The sequence below is a fragment of the Nocardioides sp. NPDC101246 genome, assembly GCF_044767415.1.
GTDB lineage: Bacteria > Actinomycetota > Actinomycetes > Propionibacteriales > Nocardioidaceae > Nocardioides.
Map to the genome: position 1 here is coordinate 321,805 of NZ_JBIWNX010000003.1, position 24,221 is coordinate 346,025.

General features: G+C 71.1%; 25 protein-coding genes. 9 read left to right on the forward strand and 16 right to left on the reverse strand.

Annotation, left to right across the window (positions count from 1 at the left end):
- Positions 1-103 precede the first annotated feature (103 nt).
- Positions 104-1,369, forward strand: coding sequence for a hypothetical protein (locus ACIRON_RS07085; RefSeq protein WP_402990809.1), 1,266 nt, complete (start codon positions 104-106; stop codon positions 1,367-1,369).
- Between the two features lie 25 nt (positions 1,370-1,394).
- Here the strand turns inward: ACIRON_RS07085 and ACIRON_RS07090 are convergent, their stop codons facing one another.
- Both ACIRON_RS07090 and ACIRON_RS07095 read right to left on the reverse strand, forming a co-directional pair.
- The gene (locus ACIRON_RS07090) at positions 1,395-6,902 is read right to left on the reverse strand and encodes a carboxyl transferase domain-containing protein (protein WP_402990812.1); all 5,508 of its coding nucleotides are present in this window, start codon (positions 6,900-6,902) and stop codon (positions 1,395-1,397) included.
- 109 nt (positions 6,903-7,011) lie between these two features.
- Positions 7,012-7,470, reverse strand: coding sequence for an agglutinin cell wall attachment protein (locus tag ACIRON_RS07095; protein WP_402990815.1), 459 nt, complete (start codon positions 7,468-7,470; stop codon positions 7,012-7,014).
- A 133-nt stretch (positions 7,471-7,603) separates the two neighbouring features.
- Here ACIRON_RS07095 and ACIRON_RS07100 point away from each other — a divergent pair, with 133 nt between their 5' ends.
- A complete protein-coding gene (locus ACIRON_RS07100) occupies positions 7,604-8,797 on the forward strand; it encodes an MFS transporter (RefSeq protein ID WP_402990817.1) in 1,194 nt (397 codons plus the stop codon).
- On the opposite strand, the gene ACIRON_RS07105 is transcribed toward ACIRON_RS07100, so the two are convergent.
- A complete protein-coding gene (locus ACIRON_RS07105; RefSeq protein ID WP_402990820.1) occupies positions 8,684-9,571 on the reverse strand; it encodes a helix-turn-helix domain-containing protein in 888 nt (295 codons plus the stop codon). The two genes, ACIRON_RS07100 and ACIRON_RS07105, sit on opposite strands and share 114 nt — an antisense overlap.
- Before the next feature lie 47 nt (positions 9,572-9,618).
- A complete protein-coding gene (locus ACIRON_RS07110) occupies positions 9,619-10,467 on the reverse strand; it encodes a helix-turn-helix transcriptional regulator (RefSeq protein ID WP_402990822.1) in 849 nt (282 codons plus the stop codon).
- A gap of 101 nt (positions 10,468-10,568) precedes the next feature.
- On the opposite strand from ACIRON_RS07110, the gene ACIRON_RS07115 reads away from it, so the two are divergent.
- A complete protein-coding gene (locus tag ACIRON_RS07115; RefSeq protein ID WP_402990825.1) occupies positions 10,569-11,276 on the forward strand; it encodes an SDR family NAD(P)-dependent oxidoreductase in 708 nt (235 codons plus the stop codon).
- Here the strand turns inward: ACIRON_RS07115 and ACIRON_RS07120 are convergent.
- Positions 11,270-12,067: an HAD-IIA family hydrolase gene (locus tag ACIRON_RS07120; protein WP_402991193.1), complete on the reverse strand. Its 798-nt coding sequence runs from the start codon at positions 12,065-12,067 to the stop codon at positions 11,270-11,272. The genes ACIRON_RS07115 and ACIRON_RS07120 overlap by 7 nt on opposite strands.
- Positions 12,068-12,319: 252 nt before the next feature.
- On the opposite strand from ACIRON_RS07120, the gene ACIRON_RS07125 reads away from it, so the two are divergent.
- Entirely contained in the window at positions 12,320-13,828 is a 1,509-nt protein-coding gene (locus tag ACIRON_RS07125) for an alpha/beta hydrolase (protein WP_402990827.1), read from the forward strand.
- 68 nt (positions 13,829-13,896) lie between these two features.
- Positions 13,897-14,274: a YdeI family protein gene (locus ACIRON_RS07130; protein WP_402990830.1), complete on the forward strand. Its 378-nt coding sequence runs from the start codon at positions 13,897-13,899 to the stop codon at positions 14,272-14,274.
- A 31-nt stretch (positions 14,275-14,305) separates the two neighbouring features.
- Here ACIRON_RS07130 and ACIRON_RS07135 read toward each other — a convergent pair whose 3' ends face one another.
- Complete coding sequence (locus tag ACIRON_RS07135; protein ID WP_402990832.1) at positions 14,306-15,256, reverse strand: alpha/beta hydrolase; 951 nt, start codon at positions 15,254-15,256, stop codon at positions 14,306-14,308.
- Between the two features lie 115 nt (positions 15,257-15,371).
- Here ACIRON_RS07135 and ACIRON_RS07140 point away from each other — a divergent pair, with 115 nt between their 5' ends.
- On the forward strand, positions 15,372-15,818 hold the full coding sequence (locus tag ACIRON_RS07140; RefSeq protein ID WP_402990835.1) for a MarR family winged helix-turn-helix transcriptional regulator: 447 nt from the start codon (positions 15,372-15,374) through the stop codon (positions 15,816-15,818).
- Between the two features lie 9 nt (positions 15,819-15,827).
- Here the strand turns inward: ACIRON_RS07140 and ACIRON_RS07145 are convergent, their stop codons facing one another.
- From ACIRON_RS07145 to ACIRON_RS07155, 3 genes are read right to left on the reverse strand one after another with little or no spacing between them, the layout of a single operon-like run.
- Positions 15,828-16,052 carry a hypothetical protein gene (locus tag ACIRON_RS07145; protein WP_402990838.1) on the reverse strand — a complete coding sequence of 75 codons (225 nt, stop codon included), beginning with the start codon at positions 16,050-16,052 and terminating at the stop codon, positions 15,828-15,830.
- The gene (locus ACIRON_RS07150; protein WP_402990840.1) at positions 16,049-16,699 is read right to left on the reverse strand and encodes an RNA polymerase sigma factor; all 651 of its coding nucleotides are present in this window, start codon (positions 16,697-16,699) and stop codon (positions 16,049-16,051) included. The genes ACIRON_RS07145 and ACIRON_RS07150 overlap by 4 nt, the downstream gene beginning before the upstream one ends.
- The gene (locus ACIRON_RS07155; RefSeq protein ID WP_402990843.1) at positions 16,696-16,932 is read right to left on the reverse strand and encodes a hypothetical protein; all 237 of its coding nucleotides are present in this window, start codon (positions 16,930-16,932) and stop codon (positions 16,696-16,698) included. Before ACIRON_RS07155 ends, ACIRON_RS07150 begins: the two co-directional genes overlap by 4 nt.
- 156 nt (positions 16,933-17,088) lie before the next feature.
- Between ACIRON_RS07155 and ACIRON_RS07160 the strand changes: the two genes are divergently transcribed.
- The gene (locus ACIRON_RS07160; protein WP_402990845.1) at positions 17,089-17,508 is read left to right on the forward strand and encodes a hypothetical protein; all 420 of its coding nucleotides are present in this window, start codon (positions 17,089-17,091) and stop codon (positions 17,506-17,508) included.
- A gap of 19 nt (positions 17,509-17,527) precedes the next feature.
- Here the strand turns inward: ACIRON_RS07160 and ACIRON_RS07165 are convergent, their stop codons facing one another.
- From ACIRON_RS07165 to ACIRON_RS07175, 3 genes are all read right to left on the reverse strand, one after another.
- Positions 17,528-17,914 carry a hypothetical protein gene (locus tag ACIRON_RS07165; protein WP_402990847.1) on the reverse strand — a complete coding sequence of 129 codons (387 nt, stop codon included), beginning with the start codon at positions 17,912-17,914 and terminating at the stop codon, positions 17,528-17,530.
- Positions 17,915-18,004: 90 nt separating this feature from the next.
- On the reverse strand, positions 18,005-18,826 hold the full coding sequence (locus tag ACIRON_RS07170; RefSeq protein WP_402990850.1) for an aldo/keto reductase: 822 nt from the start codon (positions 18,824-18,826) through the stop codon (positions 18,005-18,007).
- Between the two features lie 32 nt (positions 18,827-18,858).
- Entirely contained in the window at positions 18,859-20,040 is a 1,182-nt protein-coding gene (locus ACIRON_RS07175; protein WP_402990853.1) for an MFS transporter, read from the reverse strand.
- A 140-nt stretch (positions 20,041-20,180) separates the two neighbouring features.
- Between ACIRON_RS07175 and ACIRON_RS07180 the strand changes: the two genes are divergently transcribed.
- Complete coding sequence (locus ACIRON_RS07180; protein WP_091050428.1) at positions 20,181-20,627, forward strand: MarR family winged helix-turn-helix transcriptional regulator; 447 nt, start codon at positions 20,181-20,183, stop codon at positions 20,625-20,627.
- Between the two features lie 4 nt (positions 20,628-20,631).
- On the opposite strand, the gene ACIRON_RS07185 is transcribed toward ACIRON_RS07180, so the two are convergent.
- Genes ACIRON_RS07185 through ACIRON_RS07195 form a run of 3 tightly spaced genes read right to left on the reverse strand, consistent with a single transcriptional unit; the run spans position 20,632 to position 22,719 of the window.
- A complete protein-coding gene (locus tag ACIRON_RS07185; protein ID WP_402990856.1) occupies positions 20,632-21,240 on the reverse strand; it encodes a response regulator in 609 nt (202 codons plus the stop codon).
- Positions 21,237-22,301, reverse strand: coding sequence for a sensor histidine kinase (locus tag ACIRON_RS07190; RefSeq protein ID WP_402990858.1), 1,065 nt, complete (start codon positions 22,299-22,301; stop codon positions 21,237-21,239). The genes ACIRON_RS07185 and ACIRON_RS07190 overlap by 4 nt, the downstream gene beginning before the upstream one ends.
- Positions 22,302-22,311: 10 nt before the next feature.
- Positions 22,312-22,719 (reverse strand): DUF6069 family protein, encoded by a 408-nt coding sequence (locus ACIRON_RS07195; RefSeq protein ID WP_402990860.1) that lies wholly within the window; start codon positions 22,717-22,719, stop codon positions 22,312-22,314.
- 136 nt (positions 22,720-22,855) lie between these two features.
- Between ACIRON_RS07195 and ACIRON_RS07200 the strand changes: the two genes are divergently transcribed.
- A complete protein-coding gene (locus ACIRON_RS07200; protein ID WP_402990863.1) occupies positions 22,856-23,509 on the forward strand; it encodes an NAD(P)H-binding protein in 654 nt (217 codons plus the stop codon).
- Positions 23,510-23,567: 58 nt separating this feature from the next.
- On the opposite strand, the gene ACIRON_RS07205 is transcribed toward ACIRON_RS07200, so the two are convergent.
- Positions 23,568-24,086, reverse strand: coding sequence for a DinB family protein (locus ACIRON_RS07205; RefSeq protein WP_402990865.1), 519 nt, complete (start codon positions 24,084-24,086; stop codon positions 23,568-23,570).
- Between the last annotated feature and the right edge of the window lie 135 nt (positions 24,087-24,221).

Below are 24,221 nucleotides of genomic sequence, written 5' to 3' on the forward strand. Positions count from 1 at the left end.
TCGTCCGTTCCGGGTGATGTCTGGGACGGACCCGCCGGACAGCCTGGGCACTGGCCTCGTTCGAAGCCACGCCCAAGACCACCGAAGGAGTGCCATGTCAGGCATGTCCGCATCCGACGAACCCGAGACCACCGCGGACCGCCCCTCACGAGGCCGTTCGATCGCGGCGGTGATCTGCTTGGTGCTGGCCGCGTTGTTGACCACGCCGGCCGCGGTGGCCTACTGGGGGCAGCGCACGTTGAACGACGCCGAGCGGTACGTCGAGACCGTCGGCCCTCTGATCGAGTCACCCGAGGTACAGGACGTGATCGCGACCCGGGTCACCGCCGCGATCCAGAAGCAGGTCGACGTCGAGGCGATCCTCAACACCGCGTTCGCCGGCGTGATCGAGGACAGACCGCGCCTGGAGCAGCTCGTGGCGCCCCTCGCCGCGGCCATCAACGGCCTGGTGGAGCGCGAGGTCCGCGCGTTCATCGCCTCCGACGAGTTCGCCGACATCTGGGTCCTGGCCAACACCAGGGCCCAGCAGACCCTCCAGCGGATCCTGAACGGCGACGACACCGGTGCCGTGTCGCTCCAGGGCGAGCAGGTCGTGCTCGACGTCGACGAGGTCATCCAACGAGTCAAGGAGCGACTCGTCGCCCGCGGTCTGACCATCGTCGAGAACGTACCCATCCCCGAGACCGACCGTCAGATCGTGCTGATGGACGCACCGCAGCTCAGGCAGGTACGCACGATCTACGCGTTCTCGAACCCAGTGGCCCAGTGGCTCCTTCCCGTGGTCGGGGTCCTGTTCCTGGCCGCCTTGGTGCTGGCCCGCCGCCGGGCACGGATGGCGGTGTGGATCGGGGCGATCGTGGCCGCCAACGCGCTGCTGCTGGCATGGGTGCTGTCCATCGGAGAGCAGATGTTCGTCAACGCGCTCTCCGGCACCGATTTCGGGCCGGCGAGCCGGATCTTCTTCGACACCCTGCTCACCTACCTCGAGCGCGGCCAGCAGGTGGTGCTGTGGCTCGGTCTGATCATCGTGCTCGCCGGCTGGTTCGCCGGTTCCAACAGGTACGGCACCACGGCACGTACGACCATCGGCGGGGGCCTCGAGAGTCTCGGCGCTCGCTTGGGGGACAGTCCCGTCGGCGCAGCCGGCCGCTGGGTCGCCGCCAACGTGGGCTGGGTGCGAGTCGTCGTGGTTGCGCTGGGCGGTGTGGTCCTGCTCTGGGGCAACAACGTCTCGATGGACCGGCTCTGGTGGTCCCTGGCTCTGGTGGTCGCCCTGCTGGTCGTGCTCCAGGTTCTGGTCGGAGCCGGCCGGCCCAGGGAGACGACTTCCTCCCTGGGCTCCGGACCGGCGACCGGACCGGCGATCTAGCCGGAGATGTGGTGGCCTCGCTCGGTCACCGGTTGCCCCACGTTCGCTCGATGACGTCGATCACCTTGGGCCGCAGGTCGCTCGCCGCGATCACCTCGTCGACCGAGCCGACCTCGACGGCGCGGTGGATGTTGTGCACGTCGTCGAACTCGGCCGCGACCTCGGCGATCTTGTCCGCCCGCAGCTGAGCGCGGAGCTCGGCCAGCTCGACGACGAGCGCGCCGCGCTCCCCGTCCTCGGCGTGGTCGATGCGCTGCTCGAGCGCGGCGACCCGCGGGTCCGCCGCCGCCCGCTTGGAGACCTCCGCGGCGAACACGACGGCGGCCGCGGGAGCGCCACCGAGCACCGAGGCGTACGAGCCCTCGATCGCCAGCACCGTCATCGACGGGTTCAGGTGCTTGGAGAACACCACGAACGCACCCCCGTGGTAGCGGGAGATGACGCAGAAGACGATCGGGCCCTCGAAGTTGACGATCGCGCGGCCGATCTCGGCGCCGTACTCGAGCTGCAGGTTGCGCATCGACTCCGGGGAACCGTCGAAGCCGGACAGGTTGGCGAGCACCACCAGCGGCCGGTTGCCCGACGCGGCGTTGATCGCGCGCGCGACCTTCTTCGACGACCGCGGGAACAGGGTGCCCGCGGTGTAGGTGTCCGGGCCGTCGGTGGGAGGGAAGCCGGCGCGCGGCACCGGCTTGGACTCGATGCCGACCAGGCTGACCGGGTAGCCGCCGATCCGGGTGTCGACGACCACGGCGGTGTCGGCGTCGGCCATGCCGGCCCACCGCTCGAGCATCTCGTGGTCGGCGTCGGCCAGCGCCCGCATCACGGTGCGGATGTCGAAGGGTCGCTTGCGGTCGGGGTTGTGCTCGGCGGAGAAGATCTCCCCGACGGTCGTGAAGTCACCCGCGTGCGGGAACGACGACACGTCGCGGTCGATCGGGTCGGCCGTCGGGGCCCGGCGTGGCCCGGCCTCGCCGGGAACGACGTAGCTGTGCTCGTAGTGCGCCATGAGCACCCGGAAGGCACCGGCCAGGTCGGGCACCCAGTACTGCGCCTGCCCGTTCGGGCCCATCACCCGGTCGTAGCCGCCGATGCCGTGGTTGTCCTCGGCCGAGACACCACCGGAGAAGTCGAGCGACTGCTTGCCGGTCAGCACCATCGCGCTGTCCGGGGTCATCACCAAGATGCCCTTGGTGTGCATCAGCATCGTCGCTTCGGCGTTCCAGTACGGCTGGGCGCCGACGTTGATCCCGGCGACGACGATGTTGATCTCGCCGCCGGCCTGGGTGAACTGGACGATCCGGCGCAGTGCGGCCGCGACCCAGTCCATGTTCTCGGTGCCGCTCTCCATCGAGATCCGGGCACCGGCGGACACCGCGAACCACTCGACCGGAACACCCATCCGATCGGCGAGGTCGATGGCCGCGATCACCCGGGCGCACTCGGGCTCCGAGAGCGCGCCGAGCGACTTGAGGGGGTCACCGCACAGCACGACTCGGGTGATGCCGTCGGGGTAGAGGGTGCTCGGCGTGGTCACGACGGCGACGATGATGCCTGCGCTGTTGAGCCCGGGAGCACGATCGACGGGCACGAGTACGCCGTCGGCGTCGAGGTCGTGCTCGACGACCGTGCCGCTCCCGGCCAGGGCCCGCTGCAGCTCATAGGGGTAGACGAGACCGCGGCGGCGGGCGCGCAGCACCTTGCCGGCGTAGTCGTCCAACGGGGCGAGCGGCTCGGTGGGCGGTTCGATGACGTCGGCCACGACCCCCGAGCCCGGCTTGGCGTAGAAGCGGATCGCCAGCCGGGCCGGGGCGCCTCCACCCGGCGATGCGATCCGACCCTCGGCGAGCACCTCCTCGATCCCGGTGCCCTCGCTGAGCGGGGTGATCTTGCTCTGCAGCGCGGTGATCTGGTCGAGATCCGCCTCGACGACCGGCCACACCGTCACCCAGACGTGGTTGACGTCGAGCTTGGTGCCCTCGCGGCCCCGGGCGGTACGTACGCGGCGGATCGCCTCGAGGCAGTTCTCCACGGCACGCTCGACGTGCGGCAGCGCGATCACGCGGCCCTCGTCGTCGCGGACCACGGCGAGCTGGCGGGCCTGGGCGGCCGCGACGAGCCGGCGGTCGGCCGGGTTCGTCTTGGCGACGCACTCGTAGAGCAGGACGTCGTCGGGCGCGGAGAGCCTGGTGACGTCGAACTCGCTGAGGCGCCACAGGTTGAGCCGGCGACCGACCATGGGGTGCATGCCCCGGACGAGGCCGTCTTCGACGAGCTCGGTCTGCCCCTGGTGGCGGAAGGTGAAGTAGTCGACCGGCTGCGGCGCGGCATGGCAGACCGCGACCGAGACACGACGCGCGCGGCGAGCGAACTCCTGCCCGGCGAGCATCTTGGCGAGCTCGGTCGAGGCGAGGTCCGGGTCGGTGGGCGCGTCCGTCCAGCGCAGGTAGATCTCGACGACGTCATCGTGGTCGGAGGTCAGCGCCGAGCTGATGGCGGCACCGAGCCGGCTGTCGGGCTGGGCGAGCTCGGTCACGTCACCGATGGTGGACACGACCCGGGTCGCGCCCTTGTCGTCGGTGGCGTACTCGGCGTGAGCGACCGGGCGGCCGCCGCCATCGGATGTGCCGGCGCTGGTGACGGTCAGATCGTGCAGGTGGTAGTCGCGGTAGTGCCGGCGGATCAGCACCTCCAGCAGCGGCTCGCTCTCGGGAAGTCCCTCGACCAGCCGGTCGCGCAGGAAGCCGACCAGTGGCTCGGGGACAGCCGCCAGCGCGTCGATCCGGGCAGCCCGGTCGGGCGCGTCCGGGTCGGTCAGGGCGGCGACCTCGGCCGGTACGCCCTCCAGCACCGCGCGGCGCTCGTCATCGACCAGCGGCTGGTCGAACCAGCCGAAACGTACCGAGCGGGCCAGGTCGCCGACCACCGCGAACCGGAGCTGCGTGGCGCGCACCATCCGCTCGAGCAGCGCGCGGACCGCGGCGGTGTCCTCCGTCGCCGGCGGCGGGTCGCCGAGCCAGCGCTGCAGCACCCCGATCGCGACGTCGACGTCGGAGGGATGCTGCTGGGCCAGGAAGATGCGGAACACCGCACGCTCGAGCTCCGGCGTACGTTCGAGGTCGGAGACCCCGTAGTGCGCGAGCACCCGCAGCAGCTTGTCGCGGAAGTGGTCCGGAAGCGCGCCCCGGTCGGGGTCCAGGCTGCGCAGGTAGGTGTGGAAGTACTCCCGCGAGCTGTGCACGCGCAGCTCGGTGGACGGCTCGTCACCGGCCGGGCGGTTGCGGCTGAGCTCGGCGAAGTCGGTGAACAGCGCCAGCAGGTCCATCTCGGTGCGCAGGGTGTCCGCGGGCGCACCGGTGGAGCGGGAGGCCAGGTGGGCGGCGAGCAGCGCCGGACGCTGATCCTCCTCGACGTCGTAGCCGAGCAGCAGGCTGCTCAGGTCGTCGAGCGCACCGTTGCTGCGGCCGGGCTCCGTGGTGGGTGCGGGCAGATCGAGGTCGGCCAGGGTGGCGGTGCTCGCCTGCTCGCCCTCGGCCGCGTCGGTCGGCTCGAGGCGCAGCAGCGGCGCCGCGGTCTCGACCTGGCTCCCGACCCGGACCAGGAGCTCCTTGACCCGGCCGGTGAACGGCGCGGTCAGCGCGGTCTCCATCTTCATCGACTCGAGCACCAGCACGGGGTGACCGGCCGCCACCTCGTCGCCGACGGCGAGCGGGGTGGACACGACCAGCGCCGGCGCGGGGGCGCGGACCATGCCGCCCTCATCGCGGCTGACCCGGTGCATCACGTCGTCGACCTCGACCAGATGGACGGGGCCGTGGGTGGCGCTCACCAGCCGGTAGCGGTGGCCGTCGACCGTGAGCCGGCCGTGCACCTCGTCGATCCGGTCGAGGGTGGCGGTGAGGGTGCGCCGCTCGCCGCCGGCGGTGATGGTGACCTGATAGCGGGCCGGTCCGGACTGCCGCACGGTCAGGGCGTACGTCGCCCCGCGCAGCTTGAGCTCGATGGTGCGGGCAGGGTCGTGCTGGATCTGGGGCCGGCCGCCCTGGGCCGTCTGCAGCATGCGGGCGATCTCGCCGCGTTCGGCCTCGTCGTACCCCTCGATCGCGGCGGCGACGAGCGCGACGCCGGCGTGCCGGGCGGCTTGGAGCCGTCCCTCGCCGCGCACCCGGTCGATCCACCCGGTGTCGGCCCAGGCCGGGCTGCCGGAGGTGACCTCGGGCTGGTCGAGGAGGTCGAGGATGAAGCTCTTGTTGGTCGCACCACCGTCGATGATGACGGTGGTCTCGCCCATCGCCCGGCGCAGTCGCGCCAGCGCCTGCTCGCGGTCGGCGCCCCAGGCGATCACCTTGGCGATCATCGAGTCGAAGTCGGCCGGGATGGTGTCGCCCTCGGCCACGCCGGTGTCGACCCGGATGCCGGGGCCGGCGGGGAACTCGAGGCGGCTGATCCGTCCCGGGGCGGGCGCGAAGTCGCGGTCCGGGTCCTCGGCGTTGAGCCGGGCCTCGACCGCGTGGCCGCGCTCGGCCGGCCGGTCACCGCTCAGCGGCACGCCGGACGCGACCTGGATCTGCAGCGCGACCAGGTCGGTGCCGGTCACGACCTCGGTGATGGGGTGCTCCACCTGGAGGCGGGTGTTGACCTCGAGGAAGGCGAACGTCTTCTCGCCCGGGTGGTAGAGGAACTCGACGGTGCCGGCTCCGGCATAGCCCACCGCCGTGGCGAGCCGCTCGGCGGACGCCTTGAGATCGGCGGCCTGGGCCTCGGACAGCAGCGGGGAGGACGACTCCTCGATGACCTTCTGGTTGCGCCGCTGCACCGAGCAGTCGCGTACGCCGATCGCCCAGGCGGTGCCCTGACCGTCGGCGATCACCTGGACCTCGACGTGGCGGGCGTCGGTGACCAGCTTCTCGAGGAACACCACACCGCTGCCGAACGCCCGCTCCGCCTCGTCCCGGGTTCGCTGGTACGCCTCGGCGAGCTCGGCGCCGGAGGTCACCTTCCGGATGCCGCGACCGCCACCGCCGGCGGTGGCCTTGAGCATCAGCGGATAGCCGATCTCCTCGGCGCTGGCCAGCGCCTCCTCGAGCGTGTCGACACCACCGCGGCTCCACGGAGCCACCGGGACTCCGACCTCCTCGGCGATCAGCTTCGAGCCGATCTTGTCGCCCAGCTTCCGCATGGCCTCGGCGCTGGGGCCGATGAAGGTGACGCCCAGCCGGTCGCAGAGCTCGGCGAAAGCCGGGTCCTCGGCGACGAACCCCCAGCCGACCCAGGCGGCATCGGCACCGGAGGCGACCAGGGCCTGTTCGAGGACGGCGAGATCGAGGTAGGGGCGGTCCGCGGCCGCACCGAGCAGGTGGGCCTCGTCGGCCTCACGTACGAACGCCGCCCCGGCGTCGACGTCGGTGTGCAGCGCGATGGTGCGGATCGTTCCTACGGATGTGTCCCGCGCGTTGAGATCGCGTACGGCGTGGATCAGACGCATGGCGGCTTCGCCGCGGTTGACGATGGCAATTCGAGAGACCTGTGGCACGGTGCAGACTTTTTCATCAGACGCCGCTCCTGTGACCTCTTGACATCGACAGGCTTCTGGAGGATTCCTTGTGGGCCCTCACCTAGCGACATCGCCGAGAACCGCGTACCTACAGCGTGCGACGGGCGCCGTTGACCTTCTGGCGGAGCCAGTCGGGGACGCGCTCCTCGGCGCGCGGAAACGTCTCGAGATCGAGCGCGTACAGGCCCGGATGTGCAGGCCAGCGCCATACCGGCTCGTCGTCGTAGTTGAAGACGATGTTCGTCGAGTTCTTCTCCTCAGCACTCTCGCTGCTCGCGATCGTCCAGCGCGCGGAGAACCAGGCCCCTTTGTCGGGTTCATACATCACCCGCCTGAGCTCGTCGGTCAGCGCGAGGATGGTGTCGGGCGGCCGGGCGTGGGCGAGACCGCCGTCCGGTCGGTGCACATCGACGCGGCCGGTGAAGAACATGGACAGGTTGCGGTGGTTGAAGACCAACGTGGACCAGTCGCCCTCGACCTCGTCAGCGAGGTGGAGGGCGATCTCGTCGATGAGCTGTTCCTGTCTGACCACAGGAGGAACGGTCATGGCCTCAACCTACTACCGCTGTCGACCGCATTCCGAAACTCCGTTTCATGGACGGGTACGACGGAGGTCATCCGGTCAAGCACGGGCGACGGACGATCAACCCGAACCCTGCGAGGGCCGCGAGGATCGAAGGGTGACCACGACGACGCCGGATCCGACCGCCTCCCCGACCACTTCTCCGACCACCTCGCCGACCACCTCCCAGGGCCGAGCGGCGCCGGTGGTCGCGCTCGCCGCCGGGATCGCGATCCTGGTCTCGAGCGAGTTCCTGCCCGCGGGTGTGCTCCCGACGATGGCACGCGACCTCGGGATCAGTGAGGGAACCGCCGGGCTCGCGGTGGCGGCGACGGCGATCGCCGGGGCCCTGACCGCGCCGAGCATCGCCATGGTGTTCCCCCGGATGGATCGGCGAGCCCTGCTGGTCGGCCTGCTGGTCGCCGCGGCGGTCGCCAACCTGGCGGTCGCGATCTCCCCCGGTTTCGTCGTCCTGCTCCTCGGCCGCCTGGTGCTCGGGGCGGCGATCGCGGGCTACTGGTCCTTCGCCTTCGCCGTCGGGACGTACGCCTCACCCGGCCGTGACCACGTCATCTCGACCTCGATCGCGCTCGGTGTCACGGTGGCCACGATCGTCGGTCTGCCGCTGGGTTCGCTGCTCGCCGACGGACCCGGCTGGCGCTGGGGCTTCGCGGCGGCGACCGTGCTGAGCCTGGTCTCCGCCGCCGCGCTCGCGCGGGCGCTTCCGCCCGTTCCGGCTCACCCGGGCGCCGGGCTGACGATGATGCGTCAGGCCCTCCGCAACCCGCTCCTGGTGGCCGGCGTGGTGGTGCTCGTGGTGGTGGTGCTCGGGAACTTCGTGGCGTACCCGTTCATCCGGATCGCCATCGCCGAGACCTCCCCGGGCGCAGGTATGTGGATGCTGGCGCTGTGGGGTGTCGGCGGGCTCTTCGGCAACCTCGCGGCCGGCCGGTTCTCCCACCGCCTGCGTGCGGTCGTGACCGTGGCGCCGCTCCTCCTCGCCGGCGGGCTGGTGCTGACCGTCCTCGCCGAGAGCACACCGGTGATGGCGCTGGCGATCCTCGTGTGGGGGTTCGGGTTCAACATGGTGCCGGTCGGCACGCAGCTGTGGGTCACCCGCGTCGAGCCGGAGCGCACCGAGTCGGCGCTGGCGCTCCAGGTCACCGCCTTCCAGGTGGCGATCGCCCTCGGGGCGGCGCTAGGAGGCGCGGTCCTCGACGAGTACGGCGTCGGGCGCGTGCTCCTCATCGGCGCGGTCGGTGCGGCCGTCGCCGCGGCGGGCTTCGGCGCGATCCGCGTCCCGCGCGGCTGAGCCGTCCCGCCACGCCTGCGGGCCGGTCCCGTGGGCGGCGGTGAAGGCCCGGCTGAACGCCGCGCCCGACCCGTAGCCGACGGCGTACGCCACCTGCTCGACCGGACGGTCACCGCCGGCGAGCAGGTGGCGGGCGGCACGCATCCGGACGTCCCGCAGCGCCTCGCTCGGGCTCAGCGCCAGGCTGCGCCGGAACCGCTCCCCCAGCGCCGACCTGGACAGATGCACCGACTCCGCCATCGCCTCGACCGACCAGGCCCGCGCCGGATCGGCCACCAGCGCGGACATCACCTGTCCCACGGCTGGGTCCAGGACCGGCGCGGGACCGTCCGTCCCACGCCCGGTGTCCTCGAGCCAGGAGGCCGTCATCGCCGCGCCGAGCAGCGAGGCGTAGCCCGAGGCGAACAGCGCCGACGGCCGGCACGGCCCCGCCAGCGGACACCGCCGCACCAGCTCGGCCACCCCGCCGTGGCGACCGACGAAGTCGCGCACGACCAGCGGGTTCGCGAGCGGGTACGCCACCGCGACCGCGCGCAGGTCGGCCCGCGTGAGCGTGGCCCCGTCGCGGGTCGCCAGCCGGTGCCTGACCTGGCCTCCGACCAGAGCCGCGTCCCCCTCACGGAGCAGGTGCGACTGCCCGGCGGCGGTCAGCACGACCGTGCCGTCGTCGACGAGCAACCAGGTGGCGGAGCGTACGTCCTCACCGGCGGAGCCGGCGGCCAGCTCCTCCTGGTAGGCGAGCGTCATCTCCCACGACGGACGGTCATCGTTCACATCTGGCCCAGCACCCGGCCGCCACCGGCCTATTCCCGCCTCCGCGCTCAGCGCTCCTCGAGCGCCTGGTTGCCGACGACCGTCGCCAGCGCGAGGCGCTCGGCGTCCTCGGTGCCGGGCTCGGCGGTGTAGACCATGATCCGCAGGTCCTCGACGGCGACGGTCAGGGTGTCGCAGTCGAGCGCGATGGGGCCGACGGTGGGGTGGTCGATGACCTTGTGCCGGGCCGGTTCGTGGCGCGGGGACGGGTCGGCGCTCTCCCACAGGTCCGCGAAGCGCGGGCTGGCGGCGCGCAGGTCGTCGACGAGCCGGCGCAGCCCATGGTCGGCGGGGTAGCGAGCCGCGGTGAGCCTCAGGTCCGCGACCAGCCCGGCCCGCAGCGCCTCGGTCTCCGCCGCGGTGGCGAGGGCCCGGCTGCCCGGGCCGACGAAGTTGCGCCACACCGCGTTGCGCTCGCGACCCTGCCAGGTGGTGGTCGCCCCCATGAGCGCGTCGTACGCCTCGTTGGCGACCACCAGGGTCCAGGCGGCGTCGTAGACCACGACCGGGGTGTGCGCCAGGCGATCGAGGAGCCGCTGCACGCTCGGCGAGACCCGCGAGGAGATCGCCTCCCGGCCGGGCGCGACGTGCCCGGCGAGGCGGAACAGCAGGTCGCGGTCGGCATCCGGGAGCCGGAGCGCCCGGGCCAGCGCCTCGACGACCTGCGCCGACGGCGAGGTCGCCCGGCCCTGCTCGAGCCGGGTCAGGTAGTCGACCGAGATGCCGGCCAGGTTCGCGACCTCCTCACGCCGCAGCCCGGCGGCCCGGCGTCGGCCACCCGCCGGCAGGCCGACCGCGGCCGGCTCCACGCGATCACGCCGGCGACGCAGCATCCGGCCGAACTCCGATGACTCCACCCCACCAGTCTCCGCCACGACCGAGCCGTTGTCCTGGCCCTGCCAGTCCTACGAAAACCGGACCGCTTCCTGGAGCCGCGTCACCGACGCAGCCTGGAGGCATGACCACCACACTGATCACCGGGGCCAACAAGGGCCTCGGCAAGGAGACCGCCCGCCGCCTGCTCGCCGCGGGACACACCGTCTACCTCGGCGCCCGGGACGAGGCACGCGGCCGGGCCGCGGCCGCCGAGCTCGGCGCCCGGTTCGTCCGCATCGACGTCACCGACGACACCTCCGTCGCCGCGGCGGCCGAGCAGATCGCCGCCGACGGCGGCCTCGACGTACTCGTCAACAACGCCGGCGTCGAGCCCAGGCTGGCCGACAACGCCATCCCCACCGCCGCGGACGAGAGCGTCGAGGACGTACGCGCCACCTTCGAGACCAACTTCTTCGGCGGCCTCCGGGTGACCCACGCCTTCGTCCCGCTGCTGCTGAAGTCACCGGCGCCCGTCGTCGTCAACGTCTCCAGCGGCCTCGCCTCCCTGGGCATGCTCAGCGACCCCGACGGCTTCACCCACTTCTACCGAGGCCTGAGCTATCCGGCCTCCAAGGCCGCCCTCAACGCCGCCACCATCCAGCTCGCCAAGGCCTACCCGACCATCCGGATCAACGCGGTAGAACCCGGCTTCACCGACACCGACCTCAACGGCCACACCGGCACCCAGAGCGTCGAGGAGGGCGCCGAGATCATCGTCCGGATGGCCCGGCTCGACCCCGACGGCCCGACCGGAACGTACGTCTCGGGCCGCGGCCCGCTCCCCTACTGAGCGTCGACCTGGTGCTCGCTCTGACTCTCGATCTGACTCTTGATCTGCCCCTCGAGCAGCGGCAGTACGTCGGCGATCGAGGCGACCGCGCGGGTCGGCCGGAACGGGAAGGTCTCGACCTGCTCGGGCCGGGTCGACCCGGTCTCGACGAGGATGGTGCGCATCCCGGCCTCGAGGCCGCTGATGATGTCGGTGTCCATCCGGTCGCCGATCATCACGGTCGTCTCGGAGTGGGCCTCGAGCTGGTTGAGCGCGCTACGCATCATCAGCGGGTTCGGCTTGCCGACGTAGTAGGGCGCCCGGTTGGTCGCGGCGCTGATCAGCGCGGCGACGGAGCCGGTCGCGGGGAGCGTGCCCTGCGGGCTCGGCCCGCTCGGGTCCGGGTTGGTCGCGATGAACCGGGCGCCGCCCTCGATCAGCCGGATCGCCCGGGTGATCGCCTCGAACGAGTAGGTGCGAGTCTCACCCAGCACGACGTAGTCGGGATCGTTCTCCGTCATCACGTAGCCGACCGCGTGCAGGGCGGTGGTCAGCCCCGCCTCACCGACGACGTACGCGGACCCACCCGGCCGCTGGTCGGCGAGGAACTGCGCGGTGGCGAGCGCCGAGGTCCAGATCGACTTCTCGGGGACGTCGAGCCCGGACCGGAGCAGCCGGACCCGCAGGTCGCGCGGGGTGTAGATCGAGTTGTTGGTCAGCACCATGAACGGCACCTCGGCCTCGGTGAGCCTGGCCAGGAACTCGGCGGCGCCCGGGATCGGCTCCTCCTCGCGCACCAGGACACCGTCCATGTCGGTCAGCCACGTGTTGATGGGGCGCTCGTCGATCACGGTGACATCCTCGCCGATCGCAGCCCAACCGCCAACCGTTGCCACGCGTCACACGCGTATGTGTCTTCAGCAGGGGGATGATCTGCGCCACTAAGACTTTCCCCACCCGTCAATAGTCCTTTGGGCCACCCCGGGAATGGTCTTCGGCTGGATGTATCCGCCCTCCGATCAGCGAAGACTGACACCTCCCAGCGCCATCCTCGGGAGGAAGAAATGAAGCGCATCTCAGTACCGCTCGCAGTCGCTGTCGTCTCACTGGCAGCCACACTGGCCCCAGTGGCCTCGCTGGCCGGTCCGGCCGCGGCAGAGGCCGCGCCGCCGGACAGCATCACGTGGGGCAAGTGCCCCGCCGAGATATCTCCGCTGCCGATCCCGGACGGGATGCAGTGCGGGACCCTGAAGGTCCCTCTGGACTACAGCGACCCGGACGGCAAGACGATCGACATCGCGGTCTCGCGGCTGGCGAGCACGAAGCCCGACAAGCGACGCGGCATCCTGGTGACCAACCCCGGCGGCCCCTCCGCGGGCGAGGGCTACCCGGCGATGCTCGTCGCGATGGGTCTCCCGCAGAGCGTCCGAGACAGCTACGACGTGATCGGCTTCGACCCACGCGGGATCGGCCGCAGCACCCCGGTGACGTGCGATCTCACCGCGGAACAGCAGGTGACCGGGAACATCCCGCCGTACGCGCTCGACGCCGCCGACGTGGCCAGCCAGGCAGCCGTGAGCAAGCAGATCGCCCAGCAGTGCGCGAGGTCCAATACGTCCTGGATGCTGCCGCACGTCACCCCGGCCAACACCGCCCGCGACATGGATCGGATCCGGGCCGCGCTGGGCGAGTCGAAACTGTCCTACGCCGGCGCCTCCTGGGGAACCCACCTGGGCGCGGTCTACACCACGCTGTTCCCGCAGCGCAGCGACCGGATCGTGCTCGACAGCAACATGGGCCCGGGTGGCTGGGACTACGCGAGCAACCGACTGTGGTCGCAGGGCGTCGAGGACACGTTCCCGGCCTTCGCTAAGTTCGCCGCGGCGAACCACCGCGAGTACGGCCTGGGCAAGACGCCGGCACAGGTGCGCGCGAAGTACCTCGAGCTCGCCGAGCGGCTGGAGAAGAAGCCGATCCCGACGCCGGACGGCCCCTTCGACCACGTCGCGTTCCGGCTGATCAACTTCGGGCTGCTGTACGGCCCGACCCAGCTGCCGCTGCTGGCCGACATCTGGCACGCGGTCGACGCGAACCAGCCGCCGCCACCGCTGCCCGGAGGCGACGCTGTGAGCGACGTGGACAACCTCATCTCCGGTCGCTACTACATGATCTGCAACGACGCGCGCTGGCCGTCGTCGGTCGCGACCTACCAGCGCAACGTCACTGTCGACCGGATCCGGTATCCGCTGTTCGGTGCCGCCGGAGCCAACATCACGCCATGCGCCTACTGGCCGGACCCCGAGGAGCCTCAGGTCCGGATCACAGATCAGGGCCCGGCCAACGTACTGATGGTGCAGAACCTGCGCGACCCGGCGACACCGCTCGACGGTGCCCGTGAGATGCGAAGGGCGCTGGGCAAGCGGGCCACCATGGTGACCGCCGACCAGAGCGGCCACGGCGTCTTCCCGGCGGGCAAGAACCGCTGCGCGAACCACGCGGTGACGACGTACCTGACCACGGGTGAGCGGCCGTCACGCGACTACCACTGCGCAGCCGGCGCCGCGCCCCGCTGATCCGTACCCATCCCACGAGGCCCCGCCGACAGCCGGGTCTCCACCCGGCCGACCATATGGTTGGCCGGGTGGAGACCATCGACGGCGAGCCGGTGCTGGACCGCCCGACCGTGGCCGAGGTCGAGGCGTACCTCGAGACGGCCGCCCCTGAGACACGCGCCGTGTGGCTGCGACTGACCCGCAAAGGCGTCGAACCGGCCTCGCTCTCCTCCGACCAGCTGGTCGACGTCGGCCTCTGCTTCGGCTGGATCTCCGCCGTACGCCGCCGAGGCGATGACGAGACCTACCTGCAGCGCTACACCCGCCGGCGCCCTGGTTCGAAGTGGTCCCGGCTCAACATCTCCAAGGTCGAGCGGCTCACCGCCGAGGGCCGGATGCGGCCCAGCGGCTTGGCCGAGGTCCGGGCGGCTCAGGCCGACGGGCGTTGGGACAACCCCTGGACCTGACCCCGCCCGGTCACCGGCGGGGGCGAGCTCCTCAGGCGAGCGCGACCTTCAGCGTGTCGATGGCCAGCTTCATCGCCGCCTTCGCGGCATAGGTGTCGCGCAGCGCGTCGAGCATCACGAAGTCGTGGATGACGCCGCCGAGGCGGACCTGGACGGTCGGCACGCCGGCTTCACGGAGCTTGCCGGCGTACGCCTCGCCCTCGTCACGCAGCACGTCGGCCTCGGCGGTGATCACCAGCGCCGACGGCAGGCCGGTGAGCTGCTCGGTGGTCGCCCGCAGCGGGGAGGCCGTGATCTGGGCGCGCTCGGCCTCGTCGGTCGTGTACTGGTCCCAGAACCACTGCATCCCGTCGCGGCGCAGGAAGTAGCCCTCGGCGAACTGGTGGTAGGACTCGGTCTCGAAGGCGGCGTCGGTGACCGGGTAGAAGAGCACCTGCTGCTTGAGCTCGATCCCGCCGCGCTCCTTGGCCATCAGCGTGAGCGCCGCGGCCATGTTGCCCCCGACGGAGTCGCCGGAGACGGCGATGCGGGAGGCGTCGAGCCCCTTCTCGGCACCTTGGGCGACGACCCACTGGGCGGCCGCGAAGTTCTGCTCGATCGCGATCGGGTACCTCGCCTCGGGCGAGAGGTCGTACTCCGGGAACACCACGGCGGCACCCGCGCCGACCGCGAGCTCGCGGACCAGGCGGTCGTGCGTACCGGCGTTGCCGAACACCCAGCCAGCGCCGTGGATGTAGATGAGGACGGGGAGGGTGCCGGTGACGCCGGCCGGCCTGACGATGCGGACCTTCACCTCACCGGTCGGGCCACCCTCGACGGTGACCCACTCCTCGTCGACATCCGGCTTGGCGACGCCCTCTCCGGACTGGACCTGGTTGACCGCCTCGCGGCCCTCGACGGGGCCGAGGTCGAACAGGTAGGGCGGGTTGGCGGTGGCGGCGGCGAACTCGGCTGCGGCCGGTTCCAGGACGGGCTTGGACATGTCGTCTCACTCCTTGCGGTGAATTACCTTGCGTACAAGGAATCTACGCCGCACTTACCTTGCGCGCAAGGTTTTCCCAGAAAAAGGTTGCGCACAAGGTTGTAGAGTGGGGCGCATGACCGAGACTCGCCACAGCCTGGAGCTGAGCGAGCAGCTGTGCTTCTCGCTCTACACCGCGCAGCGGCTCGTGACCGCGGCCTACCGACCGATCCTGGACGCCCTGGGCCTGACCTACTCGCAGTACGTCGCCATGCTCGTGCTCTGGGAGAGCTCCCCGATCACCATGGGCGAGCTCGGCGAGCGGCTCGGGTTGGACTACGGCACCGTGACACCGCTGGTCAAGCGCCTCGAGGCCGCCGGGCTGATCACCCGCGAGAAGCGCCCCGAGGACCAGCGCAGCGTCCGCCTGATCCTGACCGAGGCCGGACATGAACTGCGCGACCGGGCCGCGGGCGTACCCGACACCATCGCCGACGTGATGGCGCTGCAGCCGGACGAGTTCACCACCCTCAAGGACACCCTGGAGCACCTCAGCGACAACGTCGCCGAGCGGCTTTCCTGAACCGACCGGTCAGGACGAGAGCAGGTCCATCAACGCGTCGGCCTCCTCGGCGCAGGCCCCGCACGCCTTGAGGTGCACCTGCATCGGGACGTCCACATGCGCCGGATTCGCCAGCACCTGCTCGACGTAGGTGTCGATCTGGTCGAAGCAGTCGTCGCAGGACAGATAGGGGTCGGTGTCGAGCAGGAGGCCGTCGAGGGCGGCTGCGGACAGGGGGCGGTTTCGATCGGTCATGGCGCGCTCCGCAGGGACGGTTCGTCGAGGTGGCCGCTGGCCACCAGGGACGCGCGCAGTCGCCGGCGCGCGTCGTGGAGGGTCTTGTACAGCGCGTTGCGGTTGGTGCCGAGACGCTCGGCGAGGACGTCGATAGGGACCTGATCGACCAGCAGCGCCAGCGTGACCCGTCGCTGATGAGGTGTCAGCGCGGTGGCGATCGCGGCGTGGACGGCACGTGAGAGATCGGCCGCCTGCACGACACCCTCGGGCGCGGTGCCGTCGTCCATCACATCGAACGTGTCCGGAAGCGCGACCTCACGATGGCGCCACGCCTGGCGCCGGACGGCGACTCCGGCGTGCAGGACACCGAACTTGTAGACCCAGGTGCTGAACCGGCTCCGCCCCTCGAAGGTCGCGAGCTTCCCGAGCACCGCGACCAAAGCATCGTCGGCGGCCTGTTGGGCGAGGTCCTCCAGATCGGCGGGTCCGGCACCGGGCAGCTGGCCGCGCAGACGCCACACTTGATGCCGGGTCGCTCGCAGCAGCAGGTCGTGGAGGCTGCGTTGGGCGACATGCCCCGGAGGCCCGGGGTCGCTCAGGTCGCTCACCCAGGGCTCGTCCGGCGCGATGCCGATCCCAGCCATGTCGCCCTGCACGATGTTCATCGTCGCACCTCGCCCGGTGACGGATCCACGATCCGGATCGCCAGCTCCGGCGGGCACCCACGATCGACCAGCTGCAGCAGCGCATGCAGATCGAGGCGTACGTCTGCCGCAAGGTCCGAGGCGAGGTCCGCCGGGAACCCGGCACGGAGCAGGCTTCGCCGCCGCCACGCCACCGCCTCTTCGAGGGCCTGTCGCGAGCGCAGCGCGCCGCGGTCTCGCTGGTGCACCTTCATGACTGGTTGGTGTCGCCCGGCCGCGAGGTTCTTACCCGTCGAACCGAAGTCCGGGAACCCGGTAAGACCCGGACCGGTCGACGACACCCACGCAGTGAAGGCACCCGGGAACCTCCCGAGCAGCACCTTCGTCACTTCGTCCGAAAGGGATCACCCATGACCAGCCACACCTCCGAGAGCACCAGGTCGATCACCGGATCCTCCGGCAGCGACCGCGCCTTCTTCCTGCTGCGTACGGTCTTCGTCATCGCCCCGATCGCGTTCGGCCTCGACAAGTTCGCCGAGGTGCTGACCGAGTGGGACCGCTACCTCGCACCGTGGATCAACGACATCGTCCCCGGCAACGCGCACCAGGCGATGCTGGCGGTCGGCGTCATCGAGATCGTGGCCGGCATCGCCGTCGCGGTCATCCCACGCTACGGCGCGCTGCTGGTCGCCGCCTGGCTTGCCGCGATCATCGTCAACCTCGTCTCGATGGGCGAGTACTACGACGTCGCTCTGCGCGACTTCGGCCTGCTGGTCGGTGCGCTCGCTCTGGCCGCTCTCGCCTTCGACCGCAACCGGCGCGCCGCCTGATCGAGCGGAGCGCCCGCACTCAGTCGACCAGGCGCAGGTCGCCCTCGGCGCGGGGCGGAAGGTTGGAGAGGGCGGCCTGGACCAGCGCGACGCGCGCCTTGACCGTGACCGCCCGGCGGAGGCGACCGACGTCGTCACCGATGTTGCGCTCGACGGACTCACGGATCTGCTCCTCCGGGAAGGTCGGGCGACCTCCGACCGGGACCTCGACGTCGGGGAGATCGGTGAGCACCGGGAAGATCTGGGTGCCGATGCTGTCCAGGAGCTTGAAGCGCTGGAAGCGGTCGGTCTCGTCCCAGACCTTGTCGATGTCGGCGCCGCCCTTGCGGAACCTCCTGCCGGAGGCCAGGACGGTCTTGGCCGTCCCGGTCAGGGCAACGGTGAGCTCATGCTCGGTCAATCGCATGAGCCCAAGCATGCCCTCAACCGGTCCGGACATCTGCCCCGGGCTGATCACCGATCGATAACACCTGCCCCGGATATCAGGCGCAGACGATCAGGCAGCGTTGAAGGTCGCCGGGTCCGGGCCGGTGCGGCCCTCGCTCTCCAGGGCGTCGATCACAGCCAGGTCGGCGTCGGTGAGGTCGAAGCCGAAGACGTCGAGGTTCTGCGCGATCCGTGCCGGGGTCACCGACTTGGGGATGACGATCCGGCCCTGCTGGAGGTGCCAGCGCAGGATCACCTGGGCAGGCGTGTGACCGAGGCGGTCGGCGATCTCGGTGATCGCCGGGTTCTGGAGCATCGCGCCCTGGGCGAGCGGGCTCCAGGCCTCGGTGGCGATCCCGAGCCCGTCGTTCGCGGCGACCGTGGCGCGCTGCTGCAGCGCGGGGTGCAGCTCGATCTGGTTGACGGCGGGCACCGTGCCACCGAGCTCGACGATCCGGTCCAGGTGCTCGGGCAGGAAGTTCGAGACGCCGATCGCGCGGACCCGCTTCGCGGCGTACAGCTCCTCGAGGCCCTGCCAGGCACCGACGTACAGATCACGGGCCGGGGTGGGCCAGTGGATCAGGTAGAGGTCGGCCTGGTCGAGGCCGAGGAGCTCGAGGCTCTTCTCGTACGCCTCGACCGGCCGCTCGTGGTCGGCGTTCCAGAGCTTCGTGGTGATGAAGAGCTCCTCGCGGGCGATGCCCGACTTCGCGAGGGCGCGGCCGACGCCGGCCTCGTTGCCGTAGACAGCCGCGGTGTCGATGCTGCGGTAGCCGGCCTCGAGCGCGGCGGTGACGGCCGCCTCGGTCTCGTCGTCCGGCACCTGGAAGACGCCGTAGCCGAGCTGCGGCATCTCGATGCCGTTGTTCAGGGTGATGTTCGGGATGGTCATGAGACTTCTCTTCTCTCTGAGATGGGTGAGGTTCAGGCAGGGACAGGGACGGAGGTACGCCGCTCGCCACCGGGCGCGCGGACGGCGACCAGGAGCACGACGAGGCCGACGGCGGTGACCGCGGCACCGGCCCACAGCGGCGAGGTGTAGCCGAGGCCGGCGGCGAGGGTGATGCCGCCGATCCACGCGCCGAGCGCGTTGCCGACGTTGAAGGCGGCGATGTTGGCGCCGGAGGCGAGGGTGGGCGCCTGGTCGGCGTACCCCATCACCCGCATCTGCAGCGCCGGCACCGTGCCGAAGCCGACGGCGCCCATCAGGACCAGGGCGATGACGGTCAGCACCTGGCTGGTCGCGACGAGGGCGAAGCCGGCGAGGACGACGGTCAGGGCGGTCAGGAGCACGCCGAGGGTCCTGACCAGGTCACGGTCGGCGGCCCGGCCGCCGACGATGTTGCCGACGAAGAGGCCGACACCGAAGAGGACGAGCAGCAGCGGCACCGCCCCGGCGGAGAAGCCGCTGACCTCGGTGAGCGTGAAGGCGATGTAGGTGAACCCGCCGAACATGCCGCCGTAGCCGAGCACGGTCAGGGCGATCGAGAGCCAGACCTGCGGGCTGGTGAAGGCGGCCAGCTCGGTACGTACGGCCGGGGCGGTGGCCTCGCTGCGGCCGGTGTGGGCCGGGACCAGGAGGGCGATGCCGACGAAGGCGATGATGCCGATGACGGTGATCGCCCAGAAGGTCGAACGCCAGCCGGCGGCCTGGCCGAGCAGAGTGCCCAGCGGAACACCGAGGACGTTGGCCAGGGTGAGGCCGCCGAACATGAACGCGATCGCGCTGGCCTTGCGGTCCGGGGCGACCAGCTGCGCGGCGACGACGGAGCCGATGCCGAAGAACGCGCCGTGGCACAGCGCCGCGACGATCCGGCCGACCATCATCGTGGCGTAGTCGGGCGAGACCGCGGAGATCAGGTTGCCGAGGATGAACAACACCATCAGGCCGAGCAGGGCGACCTTGCGGGGCACCCGGGTGAGCAGGAGGGTCAGGCCGACGGCACCGATCGCGACACTGAGGGCGTAGCCGGAGATGAGGTAGCCGGCGGTGGTCTCGCTGACCCCGAAGTCGGTGGAGACCTCCGGCAGCAGACCCATGATGACGAACTCGGTGAGGCCGATGCCGAACCCTCCGATCGCGAGGGCTAGCAGTGCGACGGGCATGGATGACTCCTTGGTGAAGACGGGTTGCGTCTGTCGATAGTCCGCGTGCGCAGTAGTTGCACACGCTTCGTATTTATAGTTGCACACGCGCACTATCCGCGCAATTCGGGTATGCTGGTGACGTCCACGAAGGAGGACCCATGGGAATCGCTGACGACGCCGTCGAGATCCGGGCGCAGGGCTGGCGCACACTGGCGGCCGTGCACGGCCTGATCGAGGCCGCACTCGAGAAGGCGCTGCAGCGCGAGCACGGGCTGTCGGTCGTCGAGTTCACCGTCCTCGACGCGCTCAGCCGCCAGGACGGCTGGCACATGCGCATGCAGCAGCTGGCGCGCGCGGCGGCGCTGTCGTCCTCGGCCACGACCCGGTTGGTCACGCGCCTGGAGAACCGCGACCTCCTCACCCGGATCCTGTGCGCCGACGACCGCCGCGGGATCTACACCGAGCTCACGCCCGCCGGGCGCGCCCTGCTGAAGAAGGCCCGTCCGCTGCACGACGAGGTGCTGCGTACGGCACTGGACGAGGCCGCCGAGATCCCCGAGCTCGCGCCGCTCGTGCACGCACTCGGGTCGTTGTCCCCCGCCTGATCTCTCAGGCGAGCCAGCCGTTGCGGCGAGCGGTGAGAGCCGCCTCGGTCTTGTTGCGGGTGCCGGTCTTGCCGATGGCGGCCGAGAGATAGTTGCGCACCGTGCTCGGCGAGAGGAAGAGCCGCCCGGCGATGTCGGCGACGCTCGACCCGTCCTCGGAGGCCGCGAGCACGTCGCGCTCGCGCGCGGTCAGCGGGTTCGGGGCGGCGCGGAGCGTGGCGGCGGCCAGGGCGGGGTCGAGGACCGTCTCGCCGCGCAGCACCCGCCGGATCGCGTCGGCCAGCTCCTCGACCGGCCCGTCCTTGACCAGGAAGCCGACCGCGCCCGCGGCCATCGCCTGACGCACGTAGCCGGGCCGGGAGAACGTCGTCAGGATCATCACCCGGCACTCCGGGATTGACGCGCGCAGCTCGCGTGCGGCCTCGAGACCGCTGATCCCGGGCAGCTCGATGTCGAGCAGCGCCACATCGGGGCGCACCTCGAGCGCCGTCGGCACGATCTCGGTGCCGGTGCCGACCTGGGCCACCACCTCGAGGTCGTCCTCGAGCCCGAGCAGCACCGCGAGCGCGCCGCGCATCATCGCCTGGTCCTCGGCGAGCAGGATGCGGATCACGATGCCGGCACCCTCGCCTCGAGGCGGAACCCGTCGACCCCAGGACGTACGTCGAGGCGACCGTCGACCGCACGCAGCCGCTGCCGCAGGCCTTCGAGCCCGCCTGACCTCTCGCCCGTGTCCACCGGGCCGCCGACCCCGTCGTCGACGACGGCGAGCCGGAACTCGCCGCCGTCCTCGGAGAGCTCGAAACGGCAGCTGGCCGCACCGGAGTGGCGGATCACGTTGGTCGCCCCCTCGCGTACGACCCAGGCGAGCGCCTGGCCGGCGATGTCGGGCACCTCGGCCTGGGCCGCGGTGATCGACGTACGGATCCCGGCGGCGTCGAGCGCGCGGCGCGCGCCGTCGAGCTCCTCGGCCAGGGAGAGCGTCTTCATCTGGTCGACGGCGGCCCGGACGTCGGCCAGGGCGGCCCGGCCGACCTCCTCGATGTCGGCCGCGTGCGCGGCGGCCGCCTCCGGGTCACGAGCCGCCAGGCGGCGTACGGCCTCGGCCTTGACGACCATCACGCTCAACGTGTGACCGAGCAGGTCGTGGAGGTCGCGGGACATCCGGGCACGCTCCTCGGCCACGGCCACCCGGGCGAGCTCCTCCCGAGTGCGCCTGAGCTGCTCGACCGTATCGATGAGGCGTAGGAACGAGGTGGTCGTCGCTCCGCTGAGGAGTACGCCGCCGACACTGATCAGGTAGGCGTCGCCGATGCCCTCGATCACTGCGATCGAGACCGCGGCCCCGGCGGTTGCCGCGACGATGACCGCGAGCAGGCGCCAGCCGCGCAGCACCGCCGGGGCGACGATGGCCAGCAGCACCCAGACCATCTGCCAGCCCTCGCCCTGCATCGCGGACAGCACGATCAGGGCGACCAGCACCGGCAGCAGGACGAGCACCCGGCCGGTGAGCACGAGGGCGACCGCGGTGGCCGCGACGGCCAGCACCAGAACCACCTGACCGGCGGCCGCCAGCGCGTCGCCGGAGAGGTTGAGCAGTGGGAAGAGCAGCAGCACCGGCAGCCACACCAGCACCGCACCGTGGCGCTGGAGGTGACACCACAGGCCGGACACGGTCGTCACCTTATCGCCGCCGCAGCCCGGCGATGACCACAATTGCGACCACGACGTGCAGGCTCGCGAGCCCCAGGCCGGCGGCCAGGGTGAGCGCGCTGGTCGGCGTGATCAGGGAGACCACGGCGATCCCGACGGCGAGCATCGTCCAGCGCCTGGTCCCGCGCTCGGAACGCCCCTCCCACCAGCGCAGCAGCGCGCCGCCGGCCAGCGCGATGATCAGGCTGCTGACGATCACCGAGCCGACCCCGATCTGCTGGCTGCCGGCGCCCGACTTCACCTCGAGCTCCACTCCCCCGGCCTGGGTCCACAGCAGCCATACGGCCGTCGCGGCCACGGCCGCCGTGGCCGCCACGCCGCCGATCCGCGGCCATCCGACCCGGGTGCGCTGCACGGTCTCGTTCGTCACGGTTGTCATCGCGATTCCTCCGTCTCCACCACCCACCGTGGGTGGTGTCTCCAGACTCGCGTTCCGGGGTGCCCGGGCGTCAGATCTGATTGTCCGGACCCGACGGTGACAATTGTCAGTGGGCCCATGTGCCTATCGTGGAGGCATGCGCATCGCCATCGTCGGCGGCCACGGCAAGGTCGCCCTGCACCTCCATCCGATCCTCGCGGCCGCGGGCCACACCCCGCTCGCGCTCGTACGCAGCGAGAGCTACCGAGCCGAGCTCGAAGCGCTCGGGGCCGAGGTGGGCCTGCTCGACATCGAGAACCAGGACGCCGACGGGTTCGCCGCTGCCTTCGCGGGCAGCGACGCGGTGGTCTTCGCCGCCGGCGGCGGCCCCGACGGCAACAAGGAGCGCAAGCGCACCGTCGACCTGGAGGGCTCGACCAAGTCGATCGCCGGCGCGAAGGCGGCCGGCATCCGGCGCTTCGTGCAGGTCTCGGCGATCAACGTCGACGAGCCGGTCCCGGCCGACGCCGGCGAGGTGTGGACGGCCTACGTCGAGGCCAAGCGCGACGCCGACATCGCCCTGCGCGACAGCGACCTCGAGTGGACCATCCTGCGTCCCGGCGGCCTCACCGACGACCCTGCGACCGGACGGGTGAAGCTGGCCCCGAAGCTCGGCCGCGACACCATCCCGCGCGCCGACGTGGCCGCGGTGATCGCCGCCGTGATCGACGACGACGCCACCATCGGTAAGCAGTGGGAGCTGGTCTCCGGCGACGCCTCGGTCGACGAGGCCATCGCCGCCGTCCTCTAGGGCGTGTCCCTCAAATCCACGCCCGCTACGCGGCCGCCATGTCTTTAAGAGACACGCCCTAGCGCAGACCCAGCAGACCCTTGACGTACGCCGCCTGGCCGATGTGCTGGGCGGCGTCGTCGACGACGCTGACCAGTCGGACCGCGGCGGTGACCGGCGGGTCCCAACGCTCGTCGACGATTCGGGCGAGGTCGTCGTCGCCGAGCGTGTCGACCAGCCCGATCGTCGCCTCGTGGACGGCCTGGTAATAGCCGGTCAGCAGCGTCGGGTCCTCCAGCCGGAACGCCGCGACCTCCGCCGCACTCTGGCCGTAGCCCATCGCCCGAGGCTTGTACGGCAGCCCGAACCGCTCCACCCAGCCGTCCCGCGTCCACACCTCCTCGGTGCCGGCGAGCGGCGCGATCTGGACGTCCTCCATCCGGGCGATGTGCCACAGGGTCCAGGCGATCGAGTTCGCCCCGTCGTACGGCCGCCACAGCAGGTCGTCGACCGAGAGGCCGTCGACGATCGCGGGAAGGCTCTCCGCGATCCGGCCGAAGCCGTCCGCGAGCAGTCGCTGGGACCAGGTTTCGCTCATGTCTTCCGTTCTACACCGTCGCGGTTCCCCGGCGCCGACAGATTCCCGCCATGGCGGGGTTCTGCGCGCGTCTTGCCGAACGCACCGCTCCACTTTTCCGCCATGGCGGGATTCTGCGCACGCCCCGCCGCACGC